Genomic DNA, 14727 nt, shown 5'->3' with positions numbered 1-14727 from the left:
GAAAAATGTTAGACATAAAATTTGTTAGAGAAAATCCAGAACTAGTTAAGGAAAATATTAAGAAAAAATTCCAAGATGAAAAATTAGTTTTGGTAGATGAAGTTATTGAACTTGATGAAAAATTAAGGGATGTAAAAACTGAAGGAGATAATTTAAGGGCAAAAAGAAATAAAACATCAAAGCAAATTGGTGCTCTTATGGGTCAAGGAAAAAAAGATGAGGCTGAAAAAGTAAAAGAAGAAGTTTCAGATATAAATGAAAAACTTGTTCAAATTGAAGAAGATACAAGAAAATTCCAAGACCAATTAAAAGAAAAAATGCAAGTCATTCCACAAATGATTGACGATTCAGTTCCAATAGGAAAAGATGATACAGAAAATGTAGAAATCGAAAGATTTGGTGAAAATGTAACTCCAGATTATGAAGTTCCTTATCACGTTGATATTATGGAAACATTTAATGGAATTGATTTAGATTCTGCAAGAGATACATCAGGAGCAGGTTTTTATTATTTAAAAGGAGATATTGCAAGACTTCATTCAGCAATTCTTTCTTATGCAAGGGATTTTATGATTGATAAGGGATATGAATACCACATTCCTCCATTTATGATTAGATCTGACGTTGTTACAGGAGTAATGAGCTTTTCTGAGATGGAAGATATGATGTATAAAATCGAAGGCGAAGACTTATATTTAATCGGAACAAGTGAACACTCAATGATTGGTAAATTTATAAATTCTATCACAGACGAAGATGATATGCCATTAAAAATGACTTCATATTCACCATGTTTTAGAAAAGAAGTTGGAGCTCATGGAATTGAAGAACGTGGAGTTTATAGAATTCACCAATTTGAAAAACAAGAAATGGTTATAATTTGTAAACCAGAAGATTCAAAGAAATTTTATGATGAATTATGGCAAAATACTGTAGAATTTTTCAGATCACTTGAGATTCCTGTAAGAACACTCGAATGTTGTTCAGGAGATTTGGCAGATTTAAAAGTAAAATCTTGTGACGTTGAAGCGTGGAGCCCAAGACAAGGAAAATATTTTGAAGTTGGTTCTTGTTCAAATCTTGGAGATGCTCAAGCAAGAAGACTTAAAATAAGATTAAGAGGAGAAAAAGGAAATTATTTTGCCCACACATTAAATAATACAGTAGTAGCTCCTCCAAGAATGTTAATTGCATTTTTAGAAAACCTATTACAAGAAGACGGATCAGTTAAAATTCCAAAACCACTACAAATGTATATGGGTGGAATGGAAAAGTTGCTTCCAAAAAATAAATAATAGTATTATTTAGCTTTAAATAAAAAATTAAAAGACAGCAAAGTTAGGAAAAACTTAACTTTGCTGTCTTATTTATATAAACAAGAATTTGATACAGTTAAGTAATGATAAATTATTAGCAAAAATTTTCTCAAAAAGTATTGAGAATGATTATAATTTTCTTTATAATAATATTATAATATAAGTCAATAATAAAAACTCAAAATTAAAAATATTTCATTATGGGAGGAATAATATGAATTTTGAAATGCTAAAGGATAATTTATATTATAAAACTATAAGAGCGATTTTTGCTATAGCTATGATTTTTCTTATAGTTAGTTCTTACTTTGGATATAAGGTGCCTGAAAATTTAGCTAAATTAATCACATTTATTTTTTATATTATATTTTTTGTAAATTTTGTTTTGGTATATAAAAATAAGTCTTTATTTTGGAATCTACTTATAATTTGTGTTTCTATTTTTTCTATAATATCTATAATTTTTTAAAATATACAGAAAAACTCTAAAGTTTTAAATAAAACTTTAGAGTTTTTTCTTTAGAAAATATTTTTATCTGTAATTATTAAATCTAATTTTTGGTCAAAATCGTCAAAATTTAATTTATAGGATTTATTTATTTGGTAAAATAAACCGATGTAAAAGGATTTATGATTTTTTATATAATAATCATAAAATCCACCGCCATAGCCAAGCCTATATTTATTTTCATCAAATGAAAGTCCTGGAACTATAGTAAGGTCTATATTTTCATTTGTTATTTCTAATCTTGATGTTTTTATTTTATATTTTCCATAGGTAAGATCTTCAAAGGATTTAAGTAAAACAGGAATCATTTTATGTTTTCCTGTAATTTTTGGTATATAAATTTCCTTTTTATCTAAAAATGCTTTTTTAATTATTTCTTTTGTATCAATTTCATCAACTGTTGAATAATAAATAAAAATTGATTTGGCATTTTTATAAGCTTTACTTTCTATAACTTTGTTTTTTATCTCATCATCCCAAATTTTTTTATCAGAATTAGATATTTTTTTTCTGTTATTTAAAAAATATCTTCTAAGCTCATTTTTCATCAACCTACTCCAAAATCTGTAATATTATATAGGTAGTCAATTTTTGGATTATCTTTTAATTTTTCGTGATATTTTTCTAAAAACCATTTTACAAGCTCATTATCTCTTTTAACATCGGTTGAATTTTCATTAAAAACATTTACAGTTGCATGGGAGAAATGATTTAAAATTATATCAATGTCTTTTTCAATCATTTCTTTTGTTTGACCTTTTATTCCAACCATAATGCAAGGAGAATCAAAATATTTTAAAATATCCTTATAAGTTTTAAAACTTGCTCCCTTTTTTAAATAATTTTCACGAAAATCATTGTCGAAAGTTTCTACCCCAGTTTTAATAATTATTTTTTGATTTTTAAAATAATTTCTTATTTCATTAATTTTATTTCTATAAATCCAATGACATTCAAAAAATAGGGTGTGGATATTTTTTGAATCAACGAGGTCTTTGATCATTTTTTTTGTATTTTCTGTTAGTTCAAAAAAAGATGCTGAATCTATAATTTCAAGAACTCCGTATTTTCCTGTAACTTTTTCCAAAACTTTTTTATTTATTTGGTCAATTTTTTCTTCATCAAGCTCGTTATCTTCTATATAATCGCAAAACCTACATTTTCCCCACCTGCAAGGTCTTGCTTTTAGAAGTACAATTTCTCTTTTATATTTTTTATCGATCTCTGCATATCTTTCCATTATTTTAACTTCCTAAAAGTGTTTTTTGTCTTCATATAAGCTGCTATAATTTCTGCTCCCAAAATTATTGTAAGAGAAAATAAAAGCATCCAAACTAAAAAGGCAATTATTCCTGCCAAGGCCCCATAAATTACTGACATATTGCTTAGATTATTTAAGAAAAACGAATATCCAAAACTTGTTATAGTAATCATTATTCCTGTTGAAATTGAACCTACCAAGGCATCTTTAAAACTTACTTTTATAGAATTATTGTAGGGGGCAAATTTATAAAGAAGGCCTAGTCCAAATATTAAAATTAGCGGTGGGACAATTCCCGATACTAAATTTACTAACCATGAAAATTCTTTTATTGAAAAATCTGAATTTAAAAGTTTTAATACATTACCTATTAAATTAAATATTCCCTTTGAATAAATTCTTAATAAAAATATAAAAATAAGGATAAAAATTAATACAAAGGTATACAAAAACCCAAATATTTTATTTTTTATCAAAGAATGATCATCTTCAAGGCCGTAGGCAACGTTAATTGCAAGAATTAATTTTGAAACTCCTTTTGATGCTGACCAGAGGGCAAAGATTAAAGTTATGGTTGAAATTGTTGAAACTGAAGATGATTCAATAATAGATTTAACAATCATCATTATTACTCCTTTTATTGAATCTGGTAAAAGTTTTATATAATCAATTACCACATCTTCATTTCCTTTCATATATTTTGTCACCAAATTTGATAAAACCAAAAGCATTGGAATGGCAGCTGACAAAAAATAATAGGAAAGGGATGATGCTAGGGTCATCAAATCATGATTTTTTATTCTTTCTATCAAATTCACAATGAATTTTTTTGAATTTTTCTGACTCATTTTCATTTTAAAAACCTATCAAACCATTCTTTTATTGCTTCGAGTCTTTTTATTCTTGCTTTTGGTTTTCCTGATCTTGATAATTCGTGATTTTCTTCGTGGAAAATATACATTTTTGATTCGATTCCATTTTCTTTTATTCTTGTATACATTTGAAGACCTTGTTCCAATGGACACCTATAATCTTCATCAGAGTGGATAAACATAGTTGGAGTCTTTACATTTTTTGCGTATTTTATTGGACATTGGTCCCACATTTTTTCTAGATTATCCCAAGGATTTGCTCCCGTTTGATCTGGTCCAAAATAATATCCAATATCAGAAGTTCCATAAAATGAAGTCCAATTTGAAATTGATCTTTGAGAATTTGCAGCCTTAAACCTATCAGTGTGGGAAATAATCCAATTTGTCATAAAGCCGCCATAAGATCCACCATAAACTCCCATATTTTTCTCATCAATTTGCGGATATTTTTTAATGGCAAAATCTGTAAAATTCATTAAATCTTCGTAGTCAATAGATCCATATTTTCCCCTAATGTCAGAAAACTTCACACCATTTCCACTTGAACCGTGAGGATTTGTATAAATAATTATATATCCATCATTTGCAAAAACTTGGTGTTCGTGGTGGAAAATATTTGAAAGTTCTGTTTTTGGACCCCCGTGAATTGATAAAAGTGTTGGATATTTTTTGTTTTTATCAAAATCAACTGGAAGAAGAACATAGCCTCTTATTTTATCGCCGTTTGATTCATAGAAAAATTCTTCAATTTTTCCAAGTGATGATTTGATTTTATTATCAAGTAAAATTTCTTCATTTTTCTTATCTTTTAGGTGGGAGAGCCTATCTTCTGTCATGGCAAAATAGTAAATATTTTCATCAGAAACTACAAAGTCTTCAACACATCCTGAAATTTCTTGTTTTAAATTTTTATTTTTGTCTAATGAATAAAGTTTTGATTCTTCTTTTTCTGTAACTATAAAGTAAAGTTTTTGATTTTTGTATGAGAAAGTTTTAAAAGATTCAAATCTTGCATCACTTCCTATAGAATTTCCAAAAGATTTGTCAAAATCATCTGGAGAAATTTTTTCGAAATTTCCTGATAAATTACTCTTATAAATAAAGGCATCTTCATTTATTCCGCCTTTTTTCATATCAGTTCCAACAAAAATCAAATTATCTTCTTCATCAAAAAATACATCATAATAGGAAAAAATATTTTCTATTATAGTTTTCTCTTCCATTGTTTCTAAATCTAAAATTATTAAATCTTCCCTTAGCCTTGAAACTTCATTGTCATTTTTTCCAATAACAAGGGCAAGTTTATCCCTATTTTCATTAATGGCAAAGGCATTTAAATTTTCATTAGAAAATTCTCTGATTTTTTTAAGACTACCATCATCTTTTTTGTATAAATACAAACTTGCAGGTTCATTTTTTATAAAACCTGCACCGTTAAAGTAAAAAGGTACTTTTGTAATTTCCTTGTAAAAGGAATTCTCTTTTTCTTCTTCTTTTTTCTTTTTTTCTTTTTTTTCAGTCGCTTTTATAAGATAATATCCATTTTTTAAATCTTTAAGGTAGGATACATTTTTATTTATTTTAAAATAAAGTTCTCCTACTCCCATAGACCTATCTTTTTTATAAAAATAATCAAAGTTATCATCTGATTTTTCCTTATAAATTAAATCATCATCTTGATCGAAAATAAATTGATCTATTGAATTATTTTCAGAAATTTTATAACTTTTGTTTTTTTCTATGTCGAAAAGATAAAGATAGGAATTATATTTATTTTTATCTAAATTTGCATTTGTTTTTAAAAATGCAAGAAATTTCTCATCGTTTGATATTTTAAGATTTGAATAAAAATCATAAGTCAAAATATCATTTATTTTTGTTTTTTCCATATTTCCTCCTCATTTTATCTCATTATACAATATATTTTAATAAAGAAAAAACTAAAGGTTTACATAAACTTTATAGGGGTATATATAATATCAAAACGATGGAGGTTCAATATGAAACTTAATATTAAAGGCAAAAACATCAATGTTTATGAAAGCTTAAAAGAAGAAGCTAAGGAAAAATTTGATAGGCTTGACAAATACTTCAACAAGGAAGAAGAAATGGACCTCAAATTTTCTACCGAAGGTAATTTAAAAAAAGTTGAATCAACCATTTTTCTAAAAGGCGGAACAATTTTAAGGGCAGAAGAGGTAAATGATAATTTCTCAACTGGAATTGATAAGGTGATTGACGCCTTGGTTCGTCAAATTAGAAAACAAAAAACAAAACTTCAAAGAAATAGAAGAAATGGCGAGTCAATCAAATTTGAATCATTTGAAAATTTTGAAGAAGAAAAGGAAGAAAATCTTCCAAAAATCAAAAGAGAAAAAGAGATAGTTCTAAGACCTATGAGCGACGAAGAAGCTTGTATGCAAATGGAACTTTTAAACCATGATTTCTTTATATACCTTGATGACCAAGAAATGAAAACCAGACTTGTATATAAAAGAAAAGATGGACATTACGGATTAATTATTCCTGAATAAATAAATTAGCTGCTGCAAATTATTTTGCAGCAGTATTTTTTTTCTTTAATTTGATATAATATATTTAAGTAAATTTTGAAAAATATTTTTTAAAAAAGAAAGAGAAAAAATGAAATTAAGAGTTGATTTGGAAAACCCCTATGAAGTAGAAATAGGTCCAAAAATTATAAAAAAATTAAATACATATTTAAAAGAAAACTACAAAAATTCAAAAATTTTAATAATAAGTGATGATTTGGTATATAAAATTCATGGAAAAAAACTTGAAAGAGAATTTGAAGGGTTTTCTTATAAAAAATTTATTTTAGAAAATGGGGAAGAATCAAAGTCTACAGAAAATTTGGTTAAAATTTTAGAATTTGCTGCAGAAAATGAATACAGGAGAAATGATTTATTTATAGCCTTTGGTGGTGGAGTTGTTGGAGATATTTCTGCTCTTTCTGCTTCTTTATATTTAAGAGGGCTTGATTTTATAATGATTCCTACAACATTTTTATCATCAATCGATTCATCAGTTGGTGGAAAAACTGCTGTAAATTTAAAAGCAGGTAAGAATTTGTGTGGATCTTTCTACCAGCCAAAAAAAGTTTTTATAGATACAGATTTTTTAAAAACCCTATCAGATTATTATTTTAAGGATGGTTTGGCTGAAGCAATAAAATACGCAATGATTAGGGATAAGTCTATTTTTGATGAAATTTCAAAAGAAAATGTAAGTAAAACTTATGAAAATCTCCCATCAATTATAAAAAAATGCTTAGAAATAAAAAAAGAAGTGGTTAAAGAAGATGAAAAAGACTTTGGTATTAGGCAAATTTTAAATTATGGTCACACCTTTGCCCATGCAATCGAAATAAATTCAAATTTTAAAATAAGCCACGGCCATGCAGTTGCTCTTGGCATGAAAATTATGGTCAAAAATTTTTATAAAGATTTTTACGATGATTTTGTAAAAGTATTAAAAAAATACGACCTAGATTATGATATAAATTTTGATACAGACGAAATTATAAAAATTTGCAAGCTAGATAAAAAATCAAGGAAAGATAAAATCAATATAATTGTTGTGAAAAAATTAGGAACTTGTGAGATTTTAAATATAGATTTTAAGGAATTGAGGGAAATTTATGAAAACAGATAATATTTTAATTCACCCTTCAAAACTAAAAGGCGAAATTGATGCAATCTCTTCAAAATCTTTTGCCCATAGAGCTTTAATTTTGGCAGGACTTTGCGATGAGCCTACAAATATTTATATAAATGAATTTTCAAAAGATATAAATGTTACAATACAAGCTTTAAAAAATTTGGGAGTAGAAATTGAAAAAAATGAAAATTTTGTAAAAATTAATCCACCAAAGGAAAAAAGAGAAAATTCTACCATAGATATGCACGAATCTGGAACTTCCTTGAGGTTTTTTACTGGAGTTTGCACTCATTTTTCAAAAAATACAAAGATTATTGGAGAAAAAAGACTTGGTCAAAGACCAAATCTAGAATTAATAAATAATTTAAGAAAGCATGGATTAAAAATTTCATCTGACAAAATTCCATATTCAATAAAAGGAAAATTAGAATCGGGTGAATTTGAATTTTTGGAAAATAAATCTAGCCAATATATAAGCTCGATCATGCTTGCTGCAAGCAAATTATCAGGAAAAACTTATATAAAATTAAAAGAAAAACCGGAATCAATTGGCTATATTGATATAACAAGAAAAGTTTTAAAAGATTTTAATGTTAAAGTGAAAAAAGAAAATCACTCCTATTATATTGAAAATGCACAAATAAAATCCCCCAAAAATTACTATGTAGAGGGCGATTGGTCAAATGCAGCCTTTTTTTATGGGGCAAATCTTATAAATTCCAATATAAAAATAAATAATTTAAAGGAAGATTCCTTGCAAAAAGATAGGGAAATTGTAGAAATTTGTAAAAAAATAAAAAAATGCAAAAGGGAAAATAAAAAATTAATAATAGATATTTCCCAAATTCCAGATCTATGTCCAATAGTTGGAGTCTTACTTACTCTTCTTGACAAAAAATCTTATATTGTAAATGGTAAAAGATTAAGGCTAAAAGAAAGTGATAGACTTGAATCAACGAAAAAAATGCTAAATGATTTGGGAGCAAAGTGCGAAATTGTTGGAGATGGTTTAGAAATTTCAGGCAAAGTTATAGGAGGAGAAGTCGACTCCTTTAATGATCACAGAATTGTTATGGCAGCAAGCATAGGATCCTTGATGGCAAAAGATGATATTATTATAAAAAATTATAGGGCAGTAGATAAGTCTTATCCTTCATTTTTTAAAACTTTTGAAAAATTAGGAGGAAAAATTGAATATATAGGAGCTTAAATGGAAGATTTAAAAGAAATTAGACAAAATATAAATAAGATTGATGAGGAAATTATAGGCTTATTGGAAAAAAGGTTTGATCTTTCAAAAAAAGTAAGGGCTTATAAAATTTATCACAATAAAAAAATTTATGACCCAGTAAGAGAAAAGGAAATATTAAAAAAAATTAAAGAAGGTAATCCAAAATATGGAAAATATTTTGTGAAAATTTACCAAGAAATAATGGGCCAATCCAAAAACCTACAAAAAGAAAATGAATCTTATGGACTTTTGGGAAAAAAATTGGGCCATTCTTATTCAAAAACTATTCATGAAAAAATTGGATATTACGATTACCAATATTTTGAAAAAAATGAAGATGAATTGGATGATTTTTTTGAAAAAAAAGATTTTAAAGGGATAAATGTAACCATTCCCTACAAAAAAACTGTAATAAAATACCTTGATTATGTATCGGATAAGGCAAAAAAAATTGGAGCAGTAAACACAATAGTTAATAAAAACGGAAAACTTTACGGTTATAATACTGATTATTATGGATTTTCTTTTAATCTTAAAAAAAATAAAATAGATATAAAGAATAAAAAGTGTCTGATTTTAGGAAAAGGTGCCTCATCAAAAACTGTAGAAGAAGTTTTGAAAGATGAGGGTGCAAAAGAAATTGTTTTTTTATCTAGAAGATTTGAACCCTATTTTAAAGATGCAAGAGATTTTTCTGATTTTGAGATTATTATAAACACAACTCCAGTTGGCATGTATCCAAACAATAATGAATATATTGAAGAAATAAATTTGGATGATTTTAAAAAATAGAGGCTGTAATAGATTTAATTTATAATCCAAATATGACAAAAATTTTAATTGATGGAAAATTAAAAAATATAAAATATGCTTGTGGGATTGACATGTTGATTGCCCAAGCAGTAAAAGCTTGTGAATTATTTTTGGACAAAAAATTTGATGAGTCAATGATTGAAAATATAAAAAAATCCCTAATGAAAGATCAATTAAATCTTGCTCTAATAGGCATGCCAGGATCTGGAAAAACTTCTCTTGGAAAAATTTTGGCAGAAAATATGAATAGAAAATTTATTGATCTTGACCTAGAATTTGAAAAAAAATATGGCAATATTGAAGAATTTTTCAAAAATTATGGGGAAGAGGCATTTAGAAAAAAGGAAAGTGAAATTTTAGAAGAATTTTCAAAAAAAACTGGCTTAATTATAAGCTGTGGTGGTGGAATTGTTGAGAAAGAAGAAAATTATTATAGGCTTAAAGAAAATTCCCTTATTGTAAATGTAAAAAGAGATTTAGAAAAACTAGAAATTAAAGGAAGGCCTCTTTCAAAAAAATATAAAATAATAGATCTTTATAATAAAAGAAAAAATTTATATGATAAATTTAAGGATTTTGAAGTAGAAAATAATGATTTAAAAACTTGTGCAAAGAAAATAGAGGAGAAATTTTATGAGAATATTAGTTATTAATGGACCAAATATAAATATGATTGGAATAAGGGAAAAAAATCTCTATGGAAATAAAAGTTACAAGGATTTGATAAAATATATAAAAGATTTTGCAAATGAAAATAATATAGAAATAGAAATTTACCAGTCAAATTCTGAAGGGCAAATTATAAATAAAATTCAAGAAGCTTACAATTTCTACGATGGAATTATTATAAATCCTGCTGCTTATACCCACACATCAATTGCAATTTTGGATGCATTAAAGGCTGTAAATATTCCAACAGTTGAAGTGCATCTGACTGATATTGAAAACAGAGAAGATTTTAGAAAAAAATCCTACGTATCATATTTTGCAAAAAAAACCATAAAAGGCAAGGGATTTGACGGCTATATTGATGCGATTAAATATTTTAAAGAGAATTTTTGAATAAATTGAATAATTTATTTTACATTTGATAAATTTTCATTTAATATTATATAAGTGATAGTTTAATCTTACTCGTTGATAAAAGGACAAAAAAAGGGTAGGATATAGATTGAATTAGAGGTGAAAGATTTGGCGTTATTAAATATATTTAAATCATTTAGTCAAAAAGAAATTGCCAACAACCAAAAATTAGTTGACAAAATTTTAGCACTAGATGAAGACATGCAAAAATTAACAGATAAACAGTTACAAGCAAAAACAGATGAATTTAGAGAAAGACTTAAAAACGGTGAAAGTCTTGATGATATTTTGGTAGAAGCATTTGCTACAGTAAGAGAAGCAAGTGATAGGGTTTTGGGAATGAAACACTATCCAGTGCAATTACTGGGAGGAATTGTTCTACATAATGGACAAATTGCAGAAATGAAAACAGGAGAGGGAAAAACTTTAGTTGAAACTCTTCCTGCTTATTTGAATGCCCTTGATGGAAAAGGAGTCCACGTAGTTACAGTAAATGATTACCTAGCAAAGCGTGACCAAGAGTGGATGGGAAAAGTTTATTCATTTTTAGGTCTTACTGTAGGTTGTATTATTTATGGACTTACAAATTCTGAAAGACAAAAAAATTACAATTGTGATATAACTTATGGAACTAACAACCAATTTGGTTTTGATTACCTAAGAGATAACATGGTTATTTATAAAGACAACATGGTTCAAAGAGGTCTTCATTATGCCATAGTCGATGAGGTCGATTCAATTTTAATAGATGAGGCTAGAACTCCACTTATTATTTCTGGAGAAGGCGACGAATCTACAGATACTTATGTAAAAGCTGATGAATTTATTAAAGGTCTTGAAGGAAGAATTTTAGATCCAAATGAAGATTTAGACCAAGATCCTTTTGATAGAGAATTTGTTGTAGAAAAAGTAGATTTTTTGGTTGATGAAAAAAGAAAATCATCAAACCTTACAGAACAAGGTACAGCAAAAGCTGAAAAATTCTTTGGAATTGAAAACTTATCAGATCCAGAACATCTAGAACTTGCTCATTATATTAACAACGCTCTTAAAGCAAATACAACAATGACAAGAGATATTGACTATGTTGTAAATAATGGCGAGGTAATGATTGTAGATGAATTTACAGGCCGTATCATGCAAGGAAGAAGATATTCAGATGGTCTTCACCAAGCAATTGAAGCAAAAGAAGGAGTTGAGGTTCAATCAGAATCAAAAACTCTTGCAACAATTACCTTCCAAAATTACTTTAGGATGTATGATAAATTATCAGGAATGACTGGTACTGCAAAAACTGAAGAAGAAGAGTTTTCAGAAATATATAATCTTGACGTTGTAGAAATTCCTACAAATAGACCAATCCAAAGAGTTGATGATGTTGACCATGTTTATATAAATGAAAACGGAAAATATAATGCAATAATTGAAGAAATTAAAAAAGTTCATGCGACAGGTCAACCTATCCTTGTAGGTACAATTTCAATTGAAAATTCTGAAAAATTATCAAGTGCTCTTAAAAAAGAAAAAATTAAACACGTTGTTTTAAATGCTAAAAACCACGAAAGAGAAGCGGATATAGTTGCTCAAGCTGGTAGATTTGGATCAGTAACAATAGCAACAAACATGGCAGGTCGTGGTACTGATATTATGCTTGGTGGAAATGCCGATCATATGGCAAAACAAAGATTAAAAAGAGAAGGAATTTCAGAAGAATTACTTGAACAAGTTGACTCTTTCCAAGAAACAGATAATCAAGAAATTTTAGAAGCTAGAAAAAAATATAAACATTATAAATCTCTAGTAAAACCTGGCATTGATGAAGAAGCTGAAAAAGTTAGAGCAGTTGGCGGACTTTATATAATTGGTTCAGAAAGACACGAATCTCGAAGAATCGACAACCAATTGAGAGGACGTTCAGGAAGACAAGGAGATCCAGGTAGGTCAAGATTTTTCATTTCATTAAAAGATGATTTGATTAGACTAAATGTTGGAGAACAAATTTCAAAATTTGTAGAAAACTACAATTATCCAGAAGATGAACCAATAGTTTCTAAGATGGTTACAAGATCAATTGAAAAAGCTCAAACAAGAGTAGAAGCAAATAACTTTGCAACAAGAAAAAGAGTTCTTCAATACGATGATGTTATGAATAAACAAAGAACTATTATCTACAATGAAAGAAAGCAAGTTCTTTACGGAGAAAATATGAGAGATTCAATTCTTGGAATGATTAAAGATTCAATCTCCCAAGCAGTTTATTCATTTACAAATCCACAAATTAAACCTGAAAATTGGGAAATGGTAGCCCTACTAAATCATTTAAAATCAATTGCAATTCCAGTTGAATTATTAAGATTTGAAAATATAAATGATTACACACAAGAAAAACTCATAGATTATATTTACCAAACAACCTTAAATAAATATGAAGAAAAAGAAAAACAATTTGGTGAAGAAAATATGAGAGAAGTTGAAAGAGTAGTTTTATTAAGAGTAATTGATACAAAATGGATGGAACATATCGATTCAATGGATCAAATGAGAAAAGAAATTGGTGTAAGAGCTATGGGAAATGATGATCCTGTAAGAGCTTATACAAATACTGGATTTGATATGTACGAAGAGATGACAAATGCTATCCAAGAAGAAACTGTAAGACTTATGATGGGCGTTGAAATTAGACAAAATATTGAAAGAAAACAAGTTCTAAAACCTGGAGAAGAAAGATTTGAAAATCCAGATAGTCCAGAAGAAGCTACAAACAGAGCTGAAAGAAGAAGATTAAAAAGAGAAGCCAAAAAGGGAAATATCAAGGGTAATTAGATGGCAGAAATTTACGAGTTAAGAGAAATCATTAAAGAACTTGATAAAAATCTAGAGATGATTGGATCCCATCTTGACCCTAAAAAGCTAAGTGAAGAAATTAAAAAAATCGAAAAACAAACTTTACGAGAAGATTTCTGGGATGATAGCCAAAAAGCCCAAGAAATCATGGCAGAGCTTTCCGATAAAAAAGAAAATTTTAAAACTTTTAGTGAATTTGAAGAAGATTTAAAAGATCAGTCTGATCTTTTGGATATAATTGAAGAAAGCAATGAAGATCTTGAAAGTTTGAATGAAATAGAAGAAATTTTAAAATCTTTAAAAAAAGAAATTGGATCTTTTAAAATAAAAACTGAACTTGATGGAGAGTACGATAAAAATAATGCTTATCTTGTAATACACGCAGGAGCTGGTGGACTTGAAGCAACTGATTGGGCAGAGATGCTTATGAGAATGTATACCAGATTTTTTGAAAGACGTAATTTTAAATTTGATATTACAGATTTAAATAATGAGGAAGCTGGTGGTATAAAATCGGCCACAATCCATGTCAAGGGTCCTTTTGCTTATGGATATTTAAAAGGAGAGAAGGGAGTTCACAGACTTGTTAGAATTTCTCCTTTTGATTCATCAAAAAGGCGCCATACTTCTTTTGCTTCAGTTGATATTTTCCCAGAGTTAAATGACGATATGAGTGTTGAAATTGATCCAAAAGATTTAAGAATTGACACTTATAGGTCTAGTGGAGCTGGTGGTCAACACGTAAATAAAACGGATTCTGCTGTTAGAATTACTCATATCCCTACAGGAGTTATAGCATCAAGTCAGGCTGAAAGAAGTCAAACTCAAAATAAAGAAACTGCAATGAAGCTTCTTTTGGCAAAACTTACCCAAATAAAAGAAGAAGAACATAGGGAGAAAATTGAAGATATTCAAGGAAATTACACCCAAATAGCTTGGGGAAGTCAAATAAGATCTTATGTATTCCACCCATACACTTTGGTTAAAGATCATAGAACAAATTTTGAAGTTGGAAATGTAGAAAGTGTAATGGATGGAGATATTGACGGATTTATAGATGAATATTTAGCTAATAAGGGAAAGGAATAATCTTTCCCTTATTTTTTATTAAAACAAGG

14 protein-coding genes are annotated in these 14727 nt (G+C 27.7%); 10 read left to right on the top strand and 4 right to left on the bottom strand.

Annotated features, from left to right (window positions below; all coding sequences use genetic code 11):
* Positions 1-5 precede the first annotated feature (5 nt).
* Together serS and L6653_RS04550 are read left to right on the top strand one after the other, a co-directional pair.
* Positions 6-1295 (top strand): serine--tRNA ligase, encoded by a 1290-nt coding sequence (gene serS / locus L6653_RS04555; protein WP_236785715.1) that lies wholly within the window; start codon positions 6-8, stop codon positions 1293-1295.
* 235 nt (positions 1296-1530) lie between these two features.
* On the top strand, positions 1531-1785 hold the full coding sequence (locus L6653_RS04550) for a hypothetical protein (protein ID WP_236785714.1): 255 nt from the start codon (positions 1531-1533) through the stop codon (positions 1783-1785).
* Positions 1786-1835: 50 nt separating this feature from the next.
* On the opposite strand, the gene L6653_RS04545 is transcribed toward L6653_RS04550, so the two are convergent.
* From L6653_RS04545 to L6653_RS04530, 4 genes are read right to left on the bottom strand one after another with little or no spacing between them, the layout of a single operon-like run.
* Positions 1836-2372, bottom strand: a complete 537-nt coding sequence (locus L6653_RS04545; protein ID WP_236785713.1) for a 5-formyltetrahydrofolate cyclo-ligase — start codon at positions 2370-2372, stop codon at positions 1836-1838.
* Positions 2372-3064 (bottom strand): radical SAM protein, encoded by a 693-nt coding sequence (locus tag L6653_RS04540; protein WP_236785712.1) that lies wholly within the window; start codon positions 3062-3064, stop codon positions 2372-2374. Before L6653_RS04540 ends, L6653_RS04545 begins: the two co-directional genes overlap by 1 nt.
* The gene (locus tag L6653_RS04535; RefSeq protein ID WP_236785711.1) at positions 3064-3933 is read right to left on the bottom strand and encodes a YihY/virulence factor BrkB family protein; all 870 of its coding nucleotides are present in this window, start codon (positions 3931-3933) and stop codon (positions 3064-3066) included. The genes L6653_RS04540 and L6653_RS04535 overlap by 1 nt, the downstream gene beginning before the upstream one ends.
* Positions 3934-3935: 2 nt before the next feature.
* On the bottom strand, positions 3936-5846 hold the full coding sequence (locus L6653_RS04530; RefSeq protein WP_236785710.1) for an alpha/beta hydrolase family protein: 1911 nt from the start codon (positions 5844-5846) through the stop codon (positions 3936-3938).
* Positions 5847-5957: 111 nt separating this feature from the next.
* On the opposite strand from L6653_RS04530, the gene hpf reads away from it, so the two are divergent.
* The 8 genes from hpf to prfB all read left to right on the top strand — a co-directional run bounded on the left by hpf (position 5958) and on the right by prfB (position 14698).
* Positions 5958-6491 (top strand): ribosome hibernation-promoting factor, HPF/YfiA family, encoded by a 534-nt coding sequence (gene hpf / locus L6653_RS04525; RefSeq protein WP_236785709.1) that lies wholly within the window; start codon positions 5958-5960, stop codon positions 6489-6491.
* 109 nt (positions 6492-6600) lie between these two features.
* Positions 6601-7632 carry a 3-dehydroquinate synthase gene (gene aroB, locus L6653_RS04520; RefSeq protein ID WP_236785708.1) on the top strand — a complete coding sequence of 344 codons (1032 nt, stop codon included), beginning with the start codon at positions 6601-6603 and terminating at the stop codon, positions 7630-7632.
* Positions 7619-8848: a 3-phosphoshikimate 1-carboxyvinyltransferase gene (gene aroA / locus L6653_RS04515; RefSeq protein WP_236785707.1), complete on the top strand. Its 1230-nt coding sequence runs from the start codon at positions 7619-7621 to the stop codon at positions 8846-8848. Before aroB ends, aroA begins: the two co-directional genes overlap by 14 nt.
* On the top strand, positions 8849-9661 hold the full coding sequence (locus L6653_RS04510; protein ID WP_236785706.1) for a chorismate mutase: 813 nt from the start codon (positions 8849-8851) through the stop codon (positions 9659-9661).
* 32 nt (positions 9662-9693) lie between these two features.
* Positions 9694-10335 carry a shikimate kinase gene (locus L6653_RS04505; protein ID WP_236785705.1) on the top strand — a complete coding sequence of 214 codons (642 nt, stop codon included), beginning with the start codon at positions 9694-9696 and terminating at the stop codon, positions 10333-10335.
* Complete coding sequence (gene aroQ / locus L6653_RS04500; protein WP_236785704.1) at positions 10316-10744, top strand: type II 3-dehydroquinate dehydratase; 429 nt, start codon at positions 10316-10318, stop codon at positions 10742-10744. Before L6653_RS04505 ends, aroQ begins: the two co-directional genes overlap by 20 nt.
* 129 nt (positions 10745-10873) lie before the next feature.
* Complete coding sequence (secA, locus tag L6653_RS04495) at positions 10874-13588, top strand: preprotein translocase subunit SecA (protein WP_236785703.1); 2715 nt, start codon at positions 10874-10876, stop codon at positions 13586-13588.
* Positions 13589-14698 (top strand): peptide chain release factor 2, encoded by a 1110-nt coding sequence (gene prfB / locus L6653_RS04490; RefSeq protein ID WP_236785702.1) that lies wholly within the window; start codon positions 13589-13591, stop codon positions 14696-14698.
* Positions 14699-14727 lie beyond the last annotated feature (29 nt).

This window comes from Anaerococcus ihuae (assembly GCF_928368155.1).
GTDB classification, from domain to species: domain Bacteria; phylum Bacillota; class Clostridia; order Tissierellales; family Peptoniphilaceae; genus Anaerococcus; species Anaerococcus ihuae.
This window is presented reverse-complemented; position numbering and strand designations above follow the sequence as displayed.